This is a genomic window from Bacillus sp. LJBS06 (genome assembly GCF_016924995.1).
GTDB lineage: Bacteria > Bacillota > Bacilli > Bacillales > Bacillaceae > Bacillus > Bacillus stercoris.
In genome coordinates, this window is sequence record NZ_CP070483.1 from 3548971 (window position 1) to 3568554 (window position 19584).

Genomic DNA, 19584 nt, shown 5'->3' on the forward strand with positions numbered 1-19584 from the left:
CTCCAAATTACATTTATTGTGCAAGAAGCTGTGATAAATAGGACGATTGTTCGTTCATTTTTTGAATCGCAGAATCCATCGCACTGAATTTTGTATAATAGCGGTTTTCTATCGTGGTCAACCGGTCCTGCATTTTGGTGATATCAGTGCTGATCGTGTTTAAATTTTTACCGATTGAATAGTCATTGGTTCCCATTGTCGAGTTACCGGCTTTTGCTTCAATGCTTTTCACCGTACTTTTCAGTGTGTCACCAATACGTTTCATAATCCCTTTATCACTATAGGCACTGCTGTTTGTTCCGCTTGTAAATAAGGCGGCAACACTTTGCGGATCTTCTTGTATTTTAGCTTTCAGTTTATCTTCATTAATCTCTAAATGGCCCCGCATTTGGTAAGCACCTGAGGTTGTGATACCAAATTCAGTTAATTGATAGGATTTTCCATCCGCGTTCACTTTAGAATAAAAATCCGTCCGCATTTGGTTCGTACCTGTGCTGATGCTGCTATCATTTCTCAGCAAACCGCTTTTTGCCTTCTCTTCCCAGAGTTCTACCTCTTTATCGGACATAGCTTCTTTTTGTTCACTCGTCAGCGGCGTATAGTCTCTGTATTTTTCTTCTTGCAGCTTTTCGTTCAGGCTGTCAACCAATTCATTGTATTTATCCACAAACTCTTTAATTTGATTGTAAATCCCGTCAACATCAGTTGAAACAGATGTGGTAACAGGGCCTGTGGCTGCAGTTGTATTTTTGATCGAATACGTAACGCCATTAACTGTGAAATTATTTGACAGCTTCTCCATTTCAAAGCCGTTGATGGTGACTTTTGCATTCGTTCCTTCTTTGTAAGCAGTAATCTTATTATCAGTGTCCAAAGAAAAACCTAGCTGACCAGACATAAAATCTGCTGTAGAAGAGTCTGCTGCTTGTATGCTGCCTCCTGCGCCTGTTGCTTTAGAAGAAAATGCAATCGTTTCCACATACTCTGTCCCATTCCAAATTTTATCTTTAAATGCTGATACGCCTAGATCTGAGCTGTTAAGTTTAGAAATCACATTATCAATCGTATCAGCGCTCGTCACACTGATATTCACTGTTTTGGCCGTTGTCTCGCCAGGCGCCACAACGTTAAATGCCAAATTATAATCGCCTTGTGTGTATCCTGTATAATTGTTTGCCTTATATGTCGCAGCAGTTGCCAAACTTGCTACTTCAATAGTAGATGAAGAGTTTGCTGCACTTGCAGTTCCTGTAGCAGTTAACACAGATTCGTTTGAGCTTGTTACGGTTTTACTCTGAAACGTACTCGGATATGTCAGCTTATTATTAGACATATAATCTTGGAATTCTTTTATTTTCGAGTTTACTTCACGATAGCTATCACGCTGCCATTCAAGAGTCTGCTTTTTTTGTGTTAGCTTATTAAGCGGTGCTCTTTCTGTCTGCATCAGCTTTGATACAATATCATCTATATCCATTCCTGACGCCAGACCTGTTATTCTCGTGACCATTTCAAACCACTCCTAATCTACTTTTTTTCATCTACAAATAACCCAAGAAATTCAGTCATAGCTGCATAAAAATCTAGCCACCGCCTTGGCGGAATTTCACGGAGCACTTCATTTGTAGAGTCCTCTATTACTTTTACATAGTATTCATTTAACTTCTCATGGAGCTCAAACTTCAGATGAACTTGCGAAGGTTCCAAAAACTTGTTCATTCCCTCTACCATTTCAGCAAGGTCGGTATATGAAACTTGATGAACAGGAACCTCACTCTCATGATCTTTCTGATTATGTATTTGAGTATCATAACGATCCCAAACAGGTTGTAACGTAGTGAGCCTTTCAATGTTCAATTGATCATCCCCTATGCCCCAATCTATCGTTTATATCGACTAAATCGAGATAAGATTACACATATTTTTGGAAAAAATCTCATCCGTTTTAGATTTCTTAGTTTGGAAATACGTTTATAAAAAGTAAGTGGAGAATCCGGTTATTATATCATGATTTAATAACGGCAAGTGGAATGATTCGGAGTTAGAAATATAAATAAAAGACCTTGGCAACGCCAAGGTCCTCTCTAAAATTAACGTAACAATTGAAGTACGTTTTGCGGCTGTTGGTTCGCTTGAGCAAGCATTGCTTGAGAAGCTTGAGAAAGAATGTTGTTCTTTGTGAACTCGCTCATTTCTTTCGCCATGTCAACGTCACGGATACGAGACTCAGCAGCTGTTAAATTTTCAGAAGAAGCACTAAGGTTGTTAATTGTGTGCTCTAAGCGGTTTTGTACCGCACCAAGTTTTGAACGTTGGCTTGAAACGCTAGTAATCGCAGTATCGATTTTCGCGATCTCAGTGTCAAAACTAAAAGTAGCTGATGAAACATCGATCCCTTTTACTCCTAAAGTTGTTGCATCCATGTTGCCAATTGTAACATTAATATTTTGGGTAGCATTTGCACCAATTTGGAATGTAAATCCTGCTGTTACACTACCGTCTAAAAGTTTTTTTCCGTTAAATTCAGTACGTTGAGAGATACCATCGATCTCTTCAGTTAAAGCATCCATTTCATCTTTAATTGCAGTTAAATCTTCAGGTTGCTGTGTACCTGTGTTACCAGCTTGAACAGTAAGTTCACGCATACGTTGAAGGATGGCATGAGTTTCAGTCAATGCACCCTCAGCTGTTTGGATAAGAGAGATTCCGTCTTGAGAGTTTTTAGAAGCCATATCAAGACCTCTGATTTGTCCTCTCATTTTTTCAGAGATCGCAAGACCAGCTGCGTCATCTCCCGCACGGTTGATACGAAGACCTGAAGAAAGTTTCTCCATGTTCTTTTGTGCTGCACCGTTGTTTGAAGACAAACGGTTCAATGTGTTAAGTGCTGCGATATTGTGGTTAATTCTCATTTTTATTTCCTCCCTGAATATGTTGTTTAGGCACGTCCTTGTGCCTCAATTTTGTAATCGGCGGAGCCATTTGTACCCTCTCCCGGCTACATCATTAATATCGGATTGTCTCTGATTTTGTTAATACAAAAATAAAAAAATCCTCACTTTTTTTGTGAGGATAATGCGGAGATCATATCGCTGGATAACGACGCCGCACGGTTATTTTCTTCCTGAATGGTTAAATAAATCTCTTTCCGATGAATATCAATATGCTTTGGGGCTTCAATTCCAAGCTTCACTTGATCCCCCTCAACCGCAATCACTTTCACTTCAATATCAGTGCCTATTTGAATCGCTTCGTTTATTTTCCGCGATAAAACTAGCATGATTCTCCTCCAATCAGATGCTTTGTCGTATATGAGGAGTCGTGTAAAACGACTTGCTTAGCCATCATGTTCTTGCGATTCACAATAATGGGAGCCAATAAATTCGCAGTAGACTTTTCGAATGGCTCTGCCATAGTCAGTATTGTCATGACTTCTACGTCTTGAATATTATCGATCTCCAAAAGTTCAGCAGTTGATTCATCAAGGTCAAATTCATAATTCTTAAAGAAGATAAACGGACTTACAACGATGAACGCAAGATTTTCTGAAGTGACGGACTGCAGTGCCACGAATGGAGAGTCTTCTGAAAGCGGAAGAATGACGAACTGTTTTTCTTCTAAAAAACCTGGAATTCCGTTTTCAAAAAGAATGATTTGTTCTTCTTTTACGTTCATTTGGCCATGGTACTTCGTATGAATGATCATTGTTCACGATCCTTTTCTTTTTACTTTTCGGGTGATTCTTTCGGGTATTCTACATCTATATTTAAATCAGGGTATTGGAGCATGTCAACCTTAACATTTCCTGGCGTATATTCAACAATAGGCTTATGCGGCTCGGCCTGAATAACAGGCTTTCGCGGCGTAATCTGAACATCGAGCTGTGACGGAGTATATTGTATTTTCACTCTCGAAAGAGAAGGAGCATAATGTTCGCCTAATTGAATTTGGTGTATCTCAGAGTTCCTCCTTGCTTGTGAAGCGATTGGGTTCCCCTTATTTTCAATTCTCATAAGCTCGTCTCCCTCTTCGGCAGTACGGGCTATCCCCTCCATTACATCCTCATGTCCTTGTTGGGCGGCTTCTTCAATTCTCTTGAAAACATGCTTTCTGTCTAATTCTTCCCATGCTTGTGTCTGGTCAATCGTGAGTTTTCCAGGTGTCACCGATATTTCCATTTCCGCACTCGGCTGTTGGATCTCAAGATCGGCTTGCGGCTGCTCCATTTTTAAGCTGGCGGGCGTCGTTGTTAAACCTATTTTCCCTTGAACACTATGCATAATCAATCTGGGAATCTGCATCACTCTACCTCCTGAACTATAAAAAAAGCGAACTCCTAAGAGCCGCTTACTTTAAAAAGTCAATCAATGTAGGCTGAACAATTTGCGCATTAACAGCCAGAGTTGCCCTGTGCACACTTTGCTGCGCAATAAATTCAGTTATTACTTCTTCCAGTTCTACATCTTCATTGTCTGACAACACTTTGGTAGCTGTTTCTTCTTGAGCTGAAAGTCTTGTATTAACCAGTTCAAGACGATTATATCTCGCTCCAAGATCAGAACGTTCAGCGCTCATGCCGTCAGAAAAATGATCAATATCATCTAAAACACTGTCCATGCCATCTAGCGAGCCAGAACTTAGTGCTTTCTCAAAAGAATCAAGCATTTCAAATACATTCTGTCCGCTTTCAGAAGTGCCTCCAAAAGCTGACTTTGGATCTGAGTTCACTTTCAATGACATATTATTTGATATATTGACTACGACATCAGCTGTATCAGAAATTGTATAAGTTCCGTCTCCGTTATCTGTAACCGGAGGCTTATCTGAATTTGTCCCGTTAAAGATATATCTGCCGTTCACTTGTGTATTCGCAATATTTAAAAGCTGTTCCTTTAGCTGCTTCACTTCTACGCCAATCGCTTGCCGCTCCGCCTCGCCGTTTGTATCATTTTGAGCTTCAACCGCTAATTCTCTGACCTTCGATAGGATGTCAATTCCTTCTGTAATGTTTGTTTCAGTGTTTTCGAGCCAGGTAAAGGCTTGAGAAGCATTGCTTTTGTACTGCTGCACTTGAGACAGTTGCGTATTATACTTTAAGCTTTTCATTGCTACTACAGGATCGTCGGAAGCCTTTGAGATTTTTTTCCCTGAAGAAATCTGCGACTGGAGTTTATCCAGCTTCGAGTAGCTCGAACCGATATATCTCAGTGAGTTTTGCTGTATCATGCCTTGTGTTACTCTCATATGACTTTACCTACCTTCCTCCAACACCCATGCCGTTGATCACTTTATCAAGCAATTCGTCTTGTAAAGTCACCATTCTTGCAGCTGCATTGTATGCGTGTTGGAATTGAATCATATTGGTCATTTCTTCGTCTAAAGAAACTGCGCTCATTTGCTGACGGTTTATGTCTGCATCATTCAGCTGTGTTTCTGTATTAGACGCCAGCCGATTAGCCTCTTGAGCTTCGATCCCTAGCTCGCCAATCAGACCCGCATAATAATCTAACACACTAGTTTCTTTGCCGTTAATGGTTATTTTACCGGTTAAAACATTTGCTAATTTTGTAGCATTGGCGTTATCGTTTGCTGAACCAGTCAGTGAGAAAGCAATGTTTGCGCCTTTTGAATCTATTATACTGTCAGACACTTTAATCTTGCCCGCCGCTCCCTTTGCAGGTTCAGTTTCACCGCCGGTAAAATCAAAAAAGTCTCCGCCTTGTTCACCGCTCTTGGTCAAACCATTTCTGTGCACTTCATTGAAAGCTTTGGCAAATTCAAGCGCCATATTGTCAAGATCAGAAAGCATTTCCGGATATACGCCCTTTTCTTGACCATCTGCTGTTATATACCCGTAAGACTCTATAAATCCTAAAAGAGATCCCTTGCTGCTGAAGGACTCCGCCTGCACAGCTTTATCTCCGATTGAAATACTTGATACTAAACCAGTTTCATTATCATAGTTGGCTGTAAGTTCTGAAACCTCGTAATTTTTACCGTCCAAAACAGTTCCAAGCGACTGTTTATTTTTATCAAGAATTTCAATTGATACAGTTCCCTCAGCAGACGAAAGTGCATTCCCACCTGATTTGTTATAGCTGACTTTGATATCAACCATTGAGGATAATTTATCGATCAGCAAATCTCGCTGATCATATAAACCATTCGGAAGAAGCCCGACCGGTTCTACTTGTGCAATTTGCTTATTTAAACTGTTTAATTGAGAAAGCAGAGAATTGACATCCAACACAGTTGTATTTAACTCCGCTTTTAAATTCGATTGAACATTTGTAAGTGATTCAGAAATATAATTAAACGTTTCAGCTACAGCTTGTCCTTTTCGAGCAACAACAGAACGTGCACTTTCTTCATTTGTATTATTCGATAATTCCTGCAGGGAATTCCAAAACGAATTCAGCACACTGTTCAAGCCGCTGTCATCCGTCTCATTTAAAACGCCTTCCATTTGCGACAGCGCTTTAGCTTTCGTGTCATAGTATCCGGCACTGTTGTTTTGAAGACGGTATTGATAATCAAGAAAGATATCTCTTATTCTCTCAACTGACTTTCCTTGAACACCTGTACCCATTTGTCCAGCTGTTTTTTCTGCATTTTTGGATACCGCAGGGAAATAGTCAGTTGCCTCCAATGAGACCCGCTGTCTTGTATAACCATCAGTATTGGCATTTGCCACGTTATTTGCAGTCGTGCTTAACGCTGCCTGCTGAGCGCTTAACGCCCGCCTTGCAGTTTCAAGCCCCATAAAGGTAGATGTCATTTTCTGAATTCCTTTCTGCTAAGCTTTTGAATCAAAAAGTTTCATTCGGCTGCTCTTCGGCAGCTCAGCTTTAATTGATTTGCTGTAATTGAAGTTATTTTCCTTAGGAACCAGCATATCGTACGAAATAGAGATGAATTGCAGCGCGTCTCTCGTCAGCTGCCTATTCATCTCATTTACTTTTTTCAGACGTCCGAGAACTGCAGAAAGAGATTCGTATAGTTGTTCCAGCTCTTCCCTTTCGCTGCCTGAGGTTTTGGCGATACATGCGGTAATGGTGTTATTTTCGCTGTATCCGAGAAAGGCGGAGGTTGCTTTGATCCGGTCATCTTCTGTCTGCGTGATCGCTTGAATATATTTTTGCTCTTTTGTCAAAAGGTTTGAAAGCTCCTTTGTTTTACCGGCTTTGAGTGCTTCCGTCTTTTCTTCAGACAGCGTGAGCAGGTGCTCATGCAGAACGCAAAGTCGCTTTAATTGTTCAATAATGGCCTTTGCTGACATGGGCTTTCTCCTTTTTATTGCTTTTTATAAAAATTAATCATATTTTTCGCTATGTGATTTGCGTCTACTTTGTATGACCCGTTTTCGATTTGCGCTTTAAGCTGCGCAATTTTTTCCTGTCGTGAACCAGCGACTGCGTCGGATGCATTTTGCATTTCTTTAGCCTGTGACGAAATTTCAATTTTATCTTGAGGCTGTGCAGCAGTTTTTTGCACCGCTTGCTTTTCATAATTTTTTTGATATGGATTAACGGATTGTGTTCCAAATTGATTGATTTTCATAGGATTCCTCTCGCTTTCCGTTGCAGTCTTTAAACAATCTTAACCCTTTTATCGACTGCGTTTTCAGTTAGTTTAGGGAATCAGCTGTTTTTGGTATTATAGGCATAGTAAGTGTCTTTTTTACTATTTTCTTTCTCGATTTTCAGAGCGTCCTCGTGGTTCAAATGATCCATTTGAGCCTTGATATCGGACTGGCAAGCCTTGCAGAACTTGCCTTCTCGAATCGATGTTCCGCACCTTTCACAAGGGTATGCCAAATTAGGAAGATGAGTGATCTGAATTCGCTTCTGCCTGATGAATTTCAATATCAGCTCTTCTTCCACACCTGTTTCCTCAGTTATCCGGTTCAAAGTTGATTGCCGATTTTCCTGCTTTCTTAAAAACTTATAAACAGTCTCAAATGATTTTTCTTCTTCCTTAATACACGCCTGACATACGGTTTGCAGCTTTGTCTTTAAAAATAAAGTATTACATTTCGGACAATTCGCCAGTTCTCCCATCTTTTTTTCTCCTTATTCGATAATATGTCTGTGTCAATTTCTAGTGATTATATCGACATAAAAACAGAATCATTTAGCTTCTGATTAAGGTAAAAGATGTCACTGAAGCGGCTTTTCCTTTTTCTAATAAGCAGTGCGCTGCAAAATGCAAAGTGGCGCCAGTTGTATAAAGATCGTCTATTAAAATGATATTCATACCTTCTGCTGAATTGTTTTTCGTATCAAAAATACACGCGGAAAGCAGGCGTTCTGTTTTCTTTTTCTTAGACTGTTTCTCATTATTCAGGCGGATGAGGGGATGGTGGATGGGCCTGCCTAAACATTCTGCCAGGAGCTGCGCCTGATTAAATCCGCGCTCCTCTTCCCGTTCCTTGCTTAGCGGAATAGGAACAAGAACAAAATGCTTATCGGGGTAAACCTTTGAAAAGGTTGAAGAAAAATCGCTTTTAAAAGCATTTATGATTTCTGCATCTCCTCTAAATTTAAAACGGGAGAGCGTTTCTTTCATCATATCATTATATGTGTAAACTGAACGATTTTGGCGGAGCAGCAAGCTGTGACTAATCCTTAATTTCCACGCCTCACAATCCCTGCATACCGCATAAACGGATTGAGGTCTGCCGCATATGGTGCAGATAGGACCTGTAATTTTTTTCAATTTACTTCTGCAGGAATGACAGACCTTTTCGTCAGGCTTTAATAAAAAAAGAGCTCTCCATGTAACAGCTTGAGAAAATTGCGAATCGCATAGCAGACAGATCAGTTTATGAATGCCTCCTCCTGCTTTGTTTGGCATAAATCGCTTGGACTCTCTGATACCACAGCTGCAGATTCAGCCAAAATGACAAGCATAGCCGTATTTTTTTGTTTATCTACCATCTCTGCTTTCGTATATGCGATCTTTTTAAGATCAGTAACGTAGGATGGTCTCACTTTGTTTAAAGAAAGTGCCAGTACATCGTTTTGGCATACTTGGCACGTGCAGGCCATGTGAAGCTGGTCCATATAACGGTCGAGCAGTTCTTTCATTACGATTTCTTTTGAATTGACAAGCATTTTTACAGCTCCTCATCATCGGTTATATGAGTATACTGTACCACGTTTTCAAATAATGGCTAGTCTGTTCATTCATTTTTTGCTGCCAAGCCGTTCATTTCTTTTATATGCTTTTTTGCATCGAGCATACTCTTTGTTTTGCCAAAGTGAAAGAAAATGACATCGCCGTCCGCATATTCTTTATGCCGGCCAGTTCTTCCTGCGATTTGAATAAGTGCGCTTTCCGTAAAGATAGGAGATTCCGCTCCTAGTACACCTGTTTGCACCTTGGGAACCGTAACGCCTCTTTCCAGTATTGTTGTTGTGATTAATAGATCGAGCTGACCATCTCTGAATCGCTGCACTTTCTCCTTTCTATGCTTGTCTTCCGCATGCACAGTCGCGGTTCGGCAATTAACATCTTTAAAGCTCGCAGCAGCCTTTTCTAGAATAGAAACGGAGGGAACGAATAAAAAAACAGGCCTCCCTTCTTTCACATGAAACTCTATCCATCTTTTCACCGCTGGCGGAATTTTATTTCGGTTTAATTTCTTCTTCCAGTTTCCACACCATACAAAGCGCGGTTCGGGTAAAGGTTTCCGGTGGTGTCTTGCGGGGATGCGAACTGAATGTAACTGTCCGTTCTGCGCTTTTCTTTTTAATTCTTTAGGAGGTGTTGCACTTAAATAAACGAGGGTGCTGTTTTTCTTTCTTGCTTTTTGAACAGCGAATTGAAGGGTTTGATCAGCAGAATACGGAAAAGCGTCAACCTCATCAACGATCATAACATCGAATGCATCTTTATATCGCAAAAGCTGATGCGTGGTGGAAATCATGAGCGGAGATAGCCGCCCTTTGTCATCGCTTACTCCGTAAAGCGCTGAAATGTCAGCACCCTGAAAGGCAGCCTTGAGTCTTGGGGCAAGCTCTAATACAACATCTGTGCGAGGAGTTGCAATACATACACGCAGTCCTTGATTTAACGCTGATTCTATACCAGGAAACAGCATTTCTGTTTTGCCAGCGCCGCAAACCGCCCAGATGAGGAGCTCTTCTCTTTTTGATATTGCTTCAATTAAAATATTGGCGGCTTTTTGCTGTCCGCTTGAAAGCTTGCCGCCCCATGTCAGCTTAACAGACTTCCAGTTTTGTTCATCTCCCTCTTTCCATGAATATAAAGGAACCTCCTCACTCACTCTGCCCATCATGATACAGGAACGGCAATACAGCTGATCTTTTCCAAATGGGTGATAAAAAGAAAAATACCGCTTATCAGTTTGGCCGCACCTATTACATCTATAGCCCCGTTTATTTATTGATATAGAATTTTCAGCGGTGATATAGCCATTCTTGATATGCCATTCAATCATTTCATCGGAAAATGGGAGTTCAGTCCTGAGCAAATGACGGCTTTGAAGCGTCTGCTGCAATTCTCTAGAAAAGGAAATGTTCTTTTCAGTTGGCACCTTCACATAGCACCGCCTCCTTTCGAGACAGTATGCCTGAATGAATAGTTTCTGTCGAACAATCAAAATAGAAATATAAAAAAATCTCCGTTGCTAAAACGGAGATTTGGCCTTATTTAAAACACCAGCAAATTCCTAGCGCACCTTCACCCAAATGAGTGCCGATTACCGCGCCAAAATAGCTGTTATAAAATTCAACATGAGGATATTTTACAGAAAGCTCTTCAATGATTTTCGCTGCTTCTTCCTCGCGATTAGCATGGATAACAGCAGCGCGCATAGGCAACCCTTTGCTCGCATCTTCGTCTAAAAGCTCATAAATTCGCGAAATTGCTTTTTTACGTGTGCGAATCTTCTCAAAAGGCACAATTACCTTATTGTCAAAATGAAGGATAGGCTTTACCTTTAGAAGACTACCAATGAAGGCTTGGGCGCTGCTTAATCGCCCGCCGCGCTGAAGATGAGCTAAGTCGTCTACCATAAAATATGCTCGAACTGTTTTTTTCATTTCTTCCAGTTCTTTTATAATATCTTCCGGCGATGATGCTCCGTTTTTAATTAATTCAGCGGCTTTAAGAGCATAAAAGCCTTGGGCTAAACAGCTTATCTCTGAATCAAATGGATACACATCAATATTGTCGACCATTGAATCAGCCGTTGCCGCACTGCTGAATGTTCCGCTGATCCCGCTGGAAAGATGGATACTGATGACCGCATCATAAGATTTGCCAAGCTCTTCATACAACGCAATCAGCTCGCCGATTGGCGGCTGAGAAGTCGTCGGGAGCTCATTATGTTTTTTTACTTCTTCGTAAAAGCTTTTCCAGTCCAACTCAATTTCTTCACGGTAAGTCTCCTCCCCAAAAACAACCTGGAGAGGGATCATATGTATCTGATGTTGTTCACGCATTTCTTTCGGAATATATGCCGTGCTGTCTGTTACGACTGCAATATTCATAGCTTCGATACCTGCCTTATTGCTTTATAACTCTATTGTAAGGGAAACGGCAGCCTAAAAAAAGACCTGCCTAGAAAAAGGCAAGTCTCCTAATATACTATCTCATTTCTACCCAGCCATTTTTAATGGCGACCACAACGGCTTGCGTCCGGTCGTTCACATTCATTTTTTGTAAAATATTGCTCACATGGTTTTTAACGGTTTTCTCACTGATAAACAATGATTCACCAATTCCGCGGTTGCTTTTTCCGTCTGCAAGCATCTGCAGCACTTCACATTCCCGCCTAGTTAGAATATGTAATGGTCTGCGGATTTCAGGGTAAACCTCGTGTTGAGGATGTGCAGAAACTCCGCTTGTTGCAAGACGGCGGAATTCGTTAACGAGGTTATGCGTAACCTTCGGATGAAGGTAAGAGCCGCCCTCGGCAACTACTTTAACCGCTTCAATTAATGTATCAGCATCCATCTCTTTCAGCAGATAACCTCTAGCACCTGTTTTCAGGGCATGTGTTACATAATTTTCGTCATCGTGAATTGATAGAATAATTACTTTAGATTCAGGATACAGCTCAACAAGCTGTTTTGTAGCTTCCACACCATTTACGTTTGGCATATTGATATCCATGATCACAACATCAGGATGATAGTGCTCAACAATACGAGCCGCTTCGTCTCCGTCATCACCTTCGGCTACCACTTCAAAGGTAGGTTCAAAATCCAATATCCGTTTAACACCTTCACGAAATAACTGATGGTCGTCGATAATAACAATGTTTACTTTAGTCACAAGCCACGCCTCCTTGTATTATTGTTCTATATACTCTAGCATTCGGTCAATATGCCTTTTGGCTCTATTTTACAAATCATAGTCAAAGAGATAACGGAACCTTAATCATAATAAATGTCCCAAGACCTATTTTCGAATCTATTGTCATCGTTCCTTCCAATAAATCTACTCTTTCTTTCATGCCCAGCAAGCCGAATGATTTGTTTTTCTTCTCTTTCGCTTCCTTCAGGTCGAACCCTTTACCGTTATCTTTTATCATTAAAATCACAAAATCCTTTGTGATTTCAACTTTGACTGTAATTTCTTCAGATTCAGAATGCTTTAGCGCATTAGACACAGCTTCCTGTGCGAGCCTGAAGAGCGCAACTTCAAACTGAGGCGCAAGCCGCTGATCCTCTGTTTCTCCAATACACTGAAAATGTATTTTGACCTTCCCGTTATATTCTTCGGTTGTATATAGATATTTTCTTAAAGTTGGAATCAGGCCTAGGTCATCAAGGGCCATCGGTCTTAAATCATATATAATCCTTCTCACTTCGTAAAGGGCATTCCGAACATTTTGACGGAGATTTTTAATTTCTTGGAATCCGTCCTCTGCACCCCGGTCACGGAAAATCCGCTCGATTAATTCCGATCTCATCATAACATTCGCCAGCATTTGAGCGGGTCCGTCATGGATTTCTCTTGAAACTCTTTTTCGCTCTTCTTCCTGCGCCTCAATAATTCTTAAGCCGAAATCCTGTTTTGCCTGAGCATCTGCAAGAAGCAGTCCGACTTCGCGCAGATCCTGGTTCAAGTAATTAAGCACAACTGTAATTTGGCTTACTAATGATTCTGACCGCTCAATGATTTCCTGAAGCCCTAGCAATCTGCGCTCCAAATCATCCCGCCGTTCGCGCAATTGCTTCTCACGCTGCTGGATCATCGTCAATTCTACCTGCAGCTTATGGGCTTTTTCATAAGCATTGCGGATTTCCTCTTCACTGAATCTATGAAAATTACGGCTGACCTCGGATAAACGGTTTCTCGCATGGCGGGTTTGCACTTCAAGTTTATCGCCAAGCTCAATCACTTCATACACCTGCTGCTTAATTTGTTTCAGTTCTTCAACCAGCTGTTCATACTGCTGGCGTGACTGCTCCCCGATTTGAAAAACCTCGTCCTTGCTCCCGTCAACGGTTTTCAGCATCTTCATCAAAATAGAATCCAACACTTTGGAATCCATCTTTGTTTTATTCATAATTTCCCTCCGTCACGGCGTTGTCATATATTTTTATTATAAATGTAATTGATCTGCAAATTATGTCGAATTATAATGAAAGAATGCGTATATTCTAGAAAAAAACATTTTTATATACTATCTACTCTTTATGATACCAAAATACGCACAAAAATTCTAAAGACTGTACGAATTTGTATAGGCAGTCTTTTATGCTTAGCAGGAGGGTCAGCTAGCATGCTGCACAGCTATTTTACTGTGAAAGAAGCAGGAGAACACGAGATTGTTATAGAAAAATCGCGTTTTATCTGTCATTTAAGCCGTGTTTCTACCGAACAAGAGGCACAGGAATTTATACAGAAAATAAAAAAACAGCACTGGAATGCGACTCATAATTGCTCAGCTTACGTTATCGGCGAGAATGATCATATCCAAAAAGCCAATGATGACGGAGAACCAAGCGGTACAGCGGGAGTGCCGATGCTTGAGGTATTAAAAAAACGCGGACTTAAGGATACTTGCGCCGTCGTTACACGATACTTCGGAGGTATTAAGCTTGGGGCTGGCGGATTAATTCGCGCTTATGGGAAATCAGTGTCTGAAGGATTAAATCATATAGGTGTGGTAGAACGGAAGCTTATGCGAATCATGCATACTTCCGCAGATTACACATGGCTTGGCAAGATTGAAAATGAATTAAGGGAGTCACAATTTCTGTTAAAGGAAATCCATTATTCAGAAAATGTTGAATTCGAAACATACGTGGAAGAAAAGGAAACAAATGCTTTTTCTGAATGGATGACAGAACTGACAAATGGAAAGAGTGATATTAAAGAGGGAGAGTTGACGTATCTTGAAAAAGCCGTCAATCACATAAAGGAGACTGAATAATGGCTGAACGCGTTAGAGTGCGGGTGCGAAAAAAGAAAAAGAGCAAACGCAGGAAAATTATAAAAAGAATAATGTTATTGTTCGTCCTCGCATTATTAGTAGTTGTAGGGCTTGGCGGATATAAACTTTATAAAACCATTAACGCTGCCGATGATTCGTACGATGCCCTATCTCGCGGGAATAAATCAAATCTTCGCAGCGAAGTTGTAGACATGAAGAAAAAACCGTTTTCTATTTTATTTATGGGAATAGAGGATTACGCGACTAAAGGACAAAAAGGGAGATCAGACTCTCTTATTGTAGTTACCCTGGATCCTAAAAATAAAACCATGAAAATGCTGAGTATTCCGCGTGATACACGTGTGCAATTAGCCGGTGACACAACCGGAAGCAAAACAAAGATCAATGCCGCTTACAGCAAAGGCGGTAAAGATGAGACAGTTGAAACTGTTGAAAACTTCTTGCAAATCCCGATCGATAAATATGTCACAGTTGATTTTGACGGATTTAAAGATGTGATAAATGAAGTCGGCGGTATTGATGTAGACGTGCCTTTCGATTTCGATGAAAAAAGTGACGTAAACGAAAGCAAACGGATTTACTTCAAAAAAGGCGAGATGCATTTAAACGGCGAACAAGCCTTGGCGTATGCCCGAATGAGAAAACAGGATAAACGCGGAGACTTCGGCCGTAATGACAGACAGAAACAAATCTTAAACGCGCTGATTGACCAAATGTCAAGTGCAAGCAACATTGCTAAAATAGATAAAATCGCAGAGAAAGCCAGCGAAAACGTTGAAACCAATATTCGTATTACTGAAGGTTTAGCGCTTCAGCAGATTTACAGCGGCTTTACCAGCAAAAAAATCGACACGTTGAGCATTACAGGGTCTGATTTGTATTTAGGTCCTAACAACACGTATTACTTTGAACCTGATGCTACAAATCTCGAGAAAGTCAGAAAAACGCTTCAAGAGCATTTAGATTATACTCCAGATACAAGCAGCACTGGCACTTCCGGTACCGGAAGTTCAACAGATGGGACTGACAGTTCAAGCGGTTCTGACAGCAATGGCACAACAACTGACGGCACGACGAGCGGAAGCAGCTATTCGAATGACAGCAGCACAAGCTCAAACGGTACAACGAATTCAACAACTGGTTCATCCTATTAAAAAATGCCCGGTCCTTTAGAGGATCGGGCATTTTTGCGCAGAAAAAAACTCCGGCACATAAGCCGGAGTTTTTAATTCCTTTTCACCAGCCGTTTATAAAATTTCGTAAACGGTTTAAATTTTTCATTCACGAGTCCTGTCACTTCTGCTATGATTTGCATAAAAATGATTAAAATGAAGATAATAAACAAAGAGAGCCAAATTGTGGCAGTTTTAAGCACAATCGCACTGATACTGAAAATAAATCCAATCATATAAATAACTAAGACCGACATCCGATGTGAAAGGCCAAAGGCCATCAGTCTATGATGGATATGTGACTTATCAGGCGCTGAAATCGGCTGTTTGTTTAAGATTCTCCTGATAATAGCAAATGTTGTATCAAAAATCGGTACGCCTAATATAATAATCGGGATAACGATACTGAACAATGTGACACTTTTATACAAGCCTAATAATGAAAGAATCGAAATACTATACCCTAAAAAAAGTGAGCCCGTATCTCCCATAAAGATTTTTGCCGGATGAAAGTTGTAAAACAAAAATCCAAGCGTGCTGGCAATAACAACTAATGAGAGTGACAGAATGAGCACTTTTCCGCCGGATAGCGCCATGACAGCGATCGTTGACAGGCCAATAACAGAAAGACCGGCAGCAAGGCCATCCAATCCGTCAATCAGGTTAATTGCGTTCGTGATGCCGACAATCCATAATACGGTCAGCGGATAAGCCATCCATCCTAATTCAAATCGTTCTGTTAAAAAAGGTACTGAGAAAAAGTCCATTTTTAAGCCAGTGCTTACAATCATAATGGCTACACCTAATTGAATCAAAAACTTAACTTTTGCACTTAATTGATATTTATCATCAAGAATACCTAACACAATTATGATGAATGCTCCGACTGTAATAGCCGTCATCCTTGTTTCAGTGTATATACCGGATGCAAGCACACCTGCAACCACCCCGATAAATATGGCCAGCCCGCCCATCCGGGGCATGATTTTGTCATGTACTTTTCGATTGCTGGGCTGGTCAACTGCACCTATTTTAATCGCAATCCTTTTTACGATTGGGGTTATGATTAAAACTGTCAGCAGCGAGACAATAAACGCAACAACAATGCGAATCATGCGTTCGTCAAGCATAAAGAAGTCTCCTTTGGAATTAAATAAAGTCTTTATTTATATAGAGAACCGTTCCTTCCATTATACCTTCTCCTTAGTTATTATAACAAGCTTCATCAAAAAGAAACACGTATAATCAAAAAACGCGCATCCCAATTTATAGGACTACGCATGTTTTTGAATCCCTGTATATTTCATAATTTGTCTAAATAAGCAATCCCAATCTTGGGTGCGGGCGATGTTTCGGCGCATTTCTTTATAGGTCTCGTCTCCGTTTTGTCCGAGAACTTTTTCACAAGCGGCTATAAAATCAATCGGATGATCGCCCTCTACATATTCGTATACATAAGGCTTTTGCATTTTTGAGGTTGACGGAAGATTAGTGCCTACAACAGGTTTTCCTGCCGCTAAAAATTCAAATAGTTTCAGCGGAAACACAGCTTGGTTATACGGTGATTGTTTATATGGCATGATGCCAATGTCGATAAGCTCCATAAAATGAGGCACTTCTTTTGGATCTGCCGGACCGGTCCATATAACATTGGGAAGTCTCAGCAGCTCTTGAAACGAAACGTCACCATTGGTGGCATCCGGGCCAACCCATAAAAATGTCCAATCAGGCTTTTGCAGGGCGGCGGCTTCAATCATTTTAAAATCGAGCTTCGGTTTAATCCCGCCAATAAAACCTAACACCGTTCCTTCTCTCCCCTGCAGTATACTGCGATCGGGAGCTTGTTTATGTGCAGAAAACAGCTCAAACTCCACACCGTTTTCCACAGTATGAACCTTTTCTCGTCCCGCAGTCAGTTTTTTGCCTACTTCCTTATGAAGATAATCCGATGAACAGGTAATTGAATCTGCTCGTTGTATAATTCTCAGCTCTGCCGATTTTATGACTTTTCGCCGAAATTCAGACAGCAGATTTGAACGCCCGCTGATCGGCGCAGCCCATAGGTCACTGCAATCATAAATGACCTGATCCCAAGAAAACAGCGAAGACAGCAGCGGGAATCCCGGAAACGTGTACCATAAACAGCAGCGTTCACCGTTTGAAGAAGCAGCTGCAAGCTCATCGAGTAAAGGCGAGAGCTTATGCCTATAAAAAACATCTGTATATCGTCCAAAACGAAACATTTTTTTCTGCAGTAGGTCTTTGACAGCGAATTGCCTGATGCCAGAATGGACTTCTTGAAATTCTTTCCCCTGGGCACGCGGAGCCGGACATACCCAAATGACTTCTTTCGTTTCCTCTTGAGCAGCTAAAAATTCTGCCAGCCGGTGCCTTCTGTATCTCAATTGGTCTTTTCCCCATTCAGCAGTGGCAACGATGACATGAATGATTGCTTCTTTTGTTTCCACCTTCATCACCTTTTCTCTCTGTTTGCGGCTATAATCTTTTTTTCACCGCGTTTTTCGCATATTGAACAAAACACCATGTCGCTTTCATGAAGTGAAGCCGTTCGATTTCCCTGTAGACAAACCACGTTTTTTTCGCAGCCTTCCATTTGTTGCTGGATATTGAGTTGTCGACAAGCCGATATTCTGCAAGGCATTCATTCATTCCATAGGCAGTAAATCCTTTTTTTAAAAGAGACAGCCATGTGGCTAAGTCCTGTCTCGTTCTGATATTCGGCATTTGGATCTGTCCCGTTTGCTCTCTGTCAATCATCACCGTCAAGCAGCCGATAATTGTATTTTTCAGAGCGTCATCGTACGTCAGGCTCTCCGGCGCATGAATGAATTTATCGAGCGGGGTTCCGTCCTGCTCCATTAACCTGTAGCCTGTGAAAGAAAACGCACAGGAGCGCTCCATCATAAACGCAAGCTGCTTTTCCAGTTTGTCTTTTTTCCATTTGTCATCACTGTCCAAAAATGCTACATAGCGCCCTTGAGCGCGTTCCAACGCTTTGTTGCGAGCAACCGCAGCTCCGCAGTTCTCCTCCAGATACACCACGTGAATTCTTTCGTCTATTTTTTCATACTGCTGTAAAATGTCGCGGGTCCCATCCGTTGAGCAATCATCCACGATAATCATTTCCCAATGAGGATGGCTCTGATCTAAAACCGAATGAACCGTGTCTTCAATATAGTCACGCGCATTATAGGAAGGTGTAATGACAGATACGAGAGGTTTCCAATTGGTCATGATCACATCTCCATCGTATGATTTTAAAAGGATTCTCTGAAAAATTCAGGAATGACAACGAACATAAAGGCAATCGTAAGGCCAATCATAACGCCGAGAACTGCTTTCTTTTTCGGAGACATTCCGCCGCCTGCTGTCTCACTCACGGTTTCAGAATCTGTAACACTGGCCGCTTTCAGATTAAGCTGAGTATTTTTAAGTTCATACAAAAATCTCTCTTTATCCACTTTGGAATCCTCGCTCACCTTCTCGCCTTCAAGCGCATCGATGCTGCTGCGGACGACGGCTTCTCTTTCTGCATACAGCTTTTGATCGTTTTTGAGAAAGGTGGAGGAAATGGCGTTTAGGACAGATTCCGTTCGATCCTTATCCTCGTCGCTATAGCTTAAAGTCAGTAACGATTTAGATTCTGTTTTGATTGTAAGCTTCTCTTTGATTTCTGCTATATCTTCATCCTTTTCAACAGGAAGCGCCTCCTTCAAAAAAGAATCGCTCTTTAACAAAAGCGGAATCTCTTCTGTGCTGTTATAAACCGGATGATCATAGCTCCCCACAGCCAAAGTATCTTCAGCTGTATAGCTCTTTTGACCAGCGATTTGTGACGGCAGGATATACCCCGCCGCACCTAATATAATTGGCACCGCTATGATCCAAATGATATTTTTTTTTATGCGACGGGCTATTCTTATCAATATATCGTTCATATAAGTCTCCCTGCTT

General features: G+C 41.1%; 23 protein-coding genes. 2 read left to right on the plus strand and 21 right to left on the minus strand.

Annotation, left to right across the window (positions count from 1 at the left end):
• Positions 1–13: 13 nt before the first annotated feature.
• From JQX68_RS18055 to degS, 17 genes are all read right to left on the minus strand, one after another.
• Positions 14–1510 carry a flagellar hook-associated protein 2 gene (locus JQX68_RS18055; protein WP_147772590.1) on the minus strand — a complete coding sequence of 499 codons (1497 nt, stop codon included), beginning with the start codon at positions 1508–1510 and terminating at the stop codon, positions 14–16.
• Positions 1511–1527: 17 nt separating this feature from the next.
• Complete coding sequence (gene flaG, locus JQX68_RS18060) at positions 1528–1857, minus strand: flagellar protein FlaG (RefSeq protein ID WP_147772591.1); 330 nt, start codon at positions 1855–1857, stop codon at positions 1528–1530.
• 233 nt (positions 1858–2090) lie between these two features.
• Positions 2091–2912 (minus strand): flagellin Hag, encoded by an 822-nt coding sequence (gene hag, locus JQX68_RS18065; protein ID WP_029725988.1) that lies wholly within the window; start codon positions 2910–2912, stop codon positions 2091–2093.
• A gap of 143 nt (positions 2913–3055) precedes the next feature.
• A complete protein-coding gene (gene csrA / locus JQX68_RS18070; RefSeq protein WP_014665551.1) occupies positions 3056–3280 on the minus strand; it encodes a carbon storage regulator CsrA in 225 nt (74 codons plus the stop codon).
• The gene (gene fliW, locus JQX68_RS18075) at positions 3274–3705 is read right to left on the minus strand and encodes a flagellar assembly protein FliW (protein WP_040081668.1); all 432 of its coding nucleotides are present in this window, start codon (positions 3703–3705) and stop codon (positions 3274–3276) included. The genes csrA and fliW overlap by 7 nt, the downstream gene beginning before the upstream one ends.
• A gap of 20 nt (positions 3706–3725) precedes the next feature.
• Positions 3726–4301, minus strand: a complete 576-nt coding sequence (locus JQX68_RS18080) for a DUF6470 family protein (RefSeq protein ID WP_124059230.1) — start codon at positions 4299–4301, stop codon at positions 3726–3728.
• Between the two features lie 46 nt (positions 4302–4347).
• Positions 4348–5244 carry a flagellar hook-associated protein FlgL gene (gene flgL, locus JQX68_RS18085; RefSeq protein ID WP_040081667.1) on the minus strand — a complete coding sequence of 299 codons (897 nt, stop codon included), beginning with the start codon at positions 5242–5244 and terminating at the stop codon, positions 4348–4350.
• Positions 5245–5254: 10 nt separating this feature from the next.
• On the minus strand, positions 5255–6778 hold the full coding sequence (gene flgK, locus JQX68_RS18090; protein ID WP_069838610.1) for a flagellar hook-associated protein FlgK: 1524 nt from the start codon (positions 6776–6778) through the stop codon (positions 5255–5257).
• Positions 6779–6796: 18 nt separating this feature from the next.
• Entirely contained in the window at positions 6797–7279 is a 483-nt protein-coding gene (flgN, locus tag JQX68_RS18095) for a flagellar protein FlgN (RefSeq protein ID WP_147772592.1), read from the minus strand.
• A 14-nt stretch (positions 7280–7293) separates the two neighbouring features.
• The gene (gene flgM, locus JQX68_RS18100; RefSeq protein ID WP_014665557.1) at positions 7294–7560 is read right to left on the minus strand and encodes a flagellar biosynthesis anti-sigma factor FlgM; all 267 of its coding nucleotides are present in this window, start codon (positions 7558–7560) and stop codon (positions 7294–7296) included.
• Between the two features lie 80 nt (positions 7561–7640).
• The gene (locus tag JQX68_RS18105; protein ID WP_014665558.1) at positions 7641–8060 is read right to left on the minus strand and encodes a TIGR03826 family flagellar region protein; all 420 of its coding nucleotides are present in this window, start codon (positions 8058–8060) and stop codon (positions 7641–7643) included.
• A gap of 73 nt (positions 8061–8133) precedes the next feature.
• Positions 8134–8856 (minus strand): ComF family protein, encoded by a 723-nt coding sequence (locus tag JQX68_RS18110; protein WP_147772593.1) that lies wholly within the window; start codon positions 8854–8856, stop codon positions 8134–8136.
• Positions 8820–9116 carry a late competence protein ComFB gene (comFB, locus tag JQX68_RS18115; protein WP_014665560.1) on the minus strand — a complete coding sequence of 99 codons (297 nt, stop codon included), beginning with the start codon at positions 9114–9116 and terminating at the stop codon, positions 8820–8822. Before comFB ends, JQX68_RS18110 begins: the two co-directional genes overlap by 37 nt.
• 68 nt (positions 9117–9184) lie before the next feature.
• Positions 9185–10567: an ATP-dependent helicase ComFA gene (gene comFA, locus JQX68_RS18120; RefSeq protein WP_147772594.1), complete on the minus strand. Its 1383-nt coding sequence runs from the start codon at positions 10565–10567 to the stop codon at positions 9185–9187.
• 106 nt (positions 10568–10673) lie between these two features.
• A complete protein-coding gene (locus tag JQX68_RS18125) occupies positions 10674–11519 on the minus strand; it encodes a DegV family protein (protein ID WP_014665562.1) in 846 nt (281 codons plus the stop codon).
• 97 nt (positions 11520–11616) lie between these two features.
• Positions 11617–12306, minus strand: coding sequence for a two-component system response regulator DegU (gene degU / locus JQX68_RS18130; RefSeq protein ID WP_003219701.1), 690 nt, complete (start codon positions 12304–12306; stop codon positions 11617–11619).
• An 82-nt stretch (positions 12307–12388) separates the two neighbouring features.
• A complete protein-coding gene (gene degS / locus JQX68_RS18135; protein WP_003227983.1) occupies positions 12389–13546 on the minus strand; it encodes a two-component sensor histidine kinase DegS in 1158 nt (385 codons plus the stop codon).
• A 216-nt stretch (positions 13547–13762) separates the two neighbouring features.
• On the opposite strand from degS, the gene JQX68_RS18140 reads away from it, so the two are divergent.
• Together JQX68_RS18140 and tagV are read left to right on the plus strand one after the other, a co-directional pair.
• The gene (locus JQX68_RS18140) at positions 13763–14416 is read left to right on the plus strand and encodes a YigZ family protein (RefSeq protein ID WP_014665564.1); all 654 of its coding nucleotides are present in this window, start codon (positions 13763–13765) and stop codon (positions 14414–14416) included.
• Positions 14416–15591 (plus strand): polyisoprenyl-teichoic acid--peptidoglycan teichoic acid transferase TagV, encoded by a 1176-nt coding sequence (gene tagV / locus JQX68_RS18145; protein ID WP_040081662.1) that lies wholly within the window; start codon positions 14416–14418, stop codon positions 15589–15591. The genes JQX68_RS18140 and tagV overlap by 1 nt, the downstream gene beginning before the upstream one ends.
• Before the next feature lie 71 nt (positions 15592–15662).
• Here the strand turns inward: tagV and JQX68_RS18150 are convergent, their stop codons facing one another.
• The 4 genes from JQX68_RS18150 to tuaF form a co-directional block, all read right to left on the minus strand.
• Positions 15663–16739, minus strand: coding sequence for an MraY family glycosyltransferase (locus JQX68_RS18150; RefSeq protein WP_014665566.1), 1077 nt, complete (start codon positions 16737–16739; stop codon positions 15663–15665).
• A 144-nt stretch (positions 16740–16883) separates the two neighbouring features.
• The gene (gene tuaH, locus JQX68_RS18155; protein ID WP_147772804.1) at positions 16884–18077 is read right to left on the minus strand and encodes a teichuronic acid biosynthesis protein TuaH; all 1194 of its coding nucleotides are present in this window, start codon (positions 18075–18077) and stop codon (positions 16884–16886) included.
• Between the two features lie 28 nt (positions 18078–18105).
• Entirely contained in the window at positions 18106–18864 is a 759-nt protein-coding gene (gene tuaG, locus JQX68_RS18160) for a teichuronic acid biosynthesis protein TuaG (RefSeq protein ID WP_147772595.1), read from the minus strand.
• A 23-nt stretch (positions 18865–18887) separates the two neighbouring features.
• A complete protein-coding gene (gene tuaF, locus JQX68_RS18165) occupies positions 18888–19568 on the minus strand; it encodes a teichuronic acid biosynthesis protein TuaF (protein WP_147772596.1) in 681 nt (226 codons plus the stop codon).
• Positions 19569–19584: the final 16 nt, after the last annotated feature.

Bases quoted from the DNA above. Each gene is read 5' to 3' on its own strand.
- flgK (WP_069838610.1), bottom strand. From the start codon at position 6,778: ATGACATCTACCTTTATGGGGCTTGAAACTGCAAGGCGGGCGTTAAGC.
- hag (WP_029725988.1), bottom strand. From the start codon at position 2,912: ATGAGAATTAACCACAATATCGCAGCACTTAACACATTGAACCGTTTG.
- degS (WP_003227983.1), bottom strand. From the start codon at position 13,546: ATGAATAAAACAAAGATGGATTCCAAAGTGTTGGATTCTATTTTGATG.
- JQX68_RS18055 (WP_147772590.1), bottom strand. From the start codon at position 1,510: ATGGTCACGAGAATAACAGGTCTGGCGTCAGGAATGGATATAGATGAT.
- fliW (WP_040081668.1), bottom strand. From the start codon at position 3,705: ATGATCATTCATACGAAGTACCATGGCCAAATGAACGTAAAAGAAGAA.
- flgL (WP_040081667.1), bottom strand. From the start codon at position 5,244: ATGAGAGTAACACAAGGCATGATACAGCAAAACTCACTGAGATATATC.
- tuaF (WP_147772596.1), bottom strand. From the start codon at position 19,568: ATGAACGATATATTGATAAGAATAGCCCGTCGCATAAAAAAAAATATC.
- JQX68_RS18150 (WP_014665566.1), bottom strand. From the start codon at position 16,739: ATGCTTGACGAACGCATGATTCGCATTGTTGTTGCGTTTATTGTCTCG.
- comFB (WP_014665560.1), bottom strand. From the start codon at position 9,116: ATGCTTGTCAATTCAAAAGAAATCGTAATGAAAGAACTGCTCGACCGT.
- JQX68_RS18080 (WP_124059230.1), bottom strand. From the start codon at position 4,301: ATGCAGATTCCCAGATTGATTATGCATAGTGTTCAAGGGAAAATAGGT.
- tuaG (WP_147772595.1), bottom strand. From the start codon at position 18,864: ATGACCAATTGGAAACCTCTCGTATCTGTCATTACACCTTCCTATAAT.
- flgM (WP_014665557.1), bottom strand. From the start codon at position 7,560: ATGAAAATCAATCAATTTGGAACACAATCCGTTAATCCATATCAAAAA.
- JQX68_RS18105 (WP_014665558.1), bottom strand. From the start codon at position 8,060: ATGGGAGAACTGGCGAATTGTCCGAAATGTAATACTTTATTTTTAAAG.
- flgN (WP_147772592.1), bottom strand. From the start codon at position 7,279: ATGTCAGCAAAGGCCATTATTGAACAATTAAAGCGACTTTGCGTTCTG.
- JQX68_RS18125 (WP_014665562.1), bottom strand. From the start codon at position 11,519: ATGAATATTGCAGTCGTAACAGACAGCACGGCATATATTCCGAAAGAA.
- tagV (WP_040081662.1), top strand. From the start codon at position 14,416: ATGGCTGAACGCGTTAGAGTGCGGGTGCGAAAAAAGAAAAAGAGCAAA.
- JQX68_RS18110 (WP_147772593.1), bottom strand. From the start codon at position 8,856: ATGCCAAACAAAGCAGGAGGAGGCATTCATAAACTGATCTGTCTGCTA.
- csrA (WP_014665551.1), bottom strand. From the start codon at position 3,280: ATGCTAGTTTTATCGCGGAAAATAAACGAAGCGATTCAAATAGGCACT.
- JQX68_RS18140 (WP_014665564.1), top strand. From the start codon at position 13,763: ATGCTGCACAGCTATTTTACTGTGAAAGAAGCAGGAGAACACGAGATT.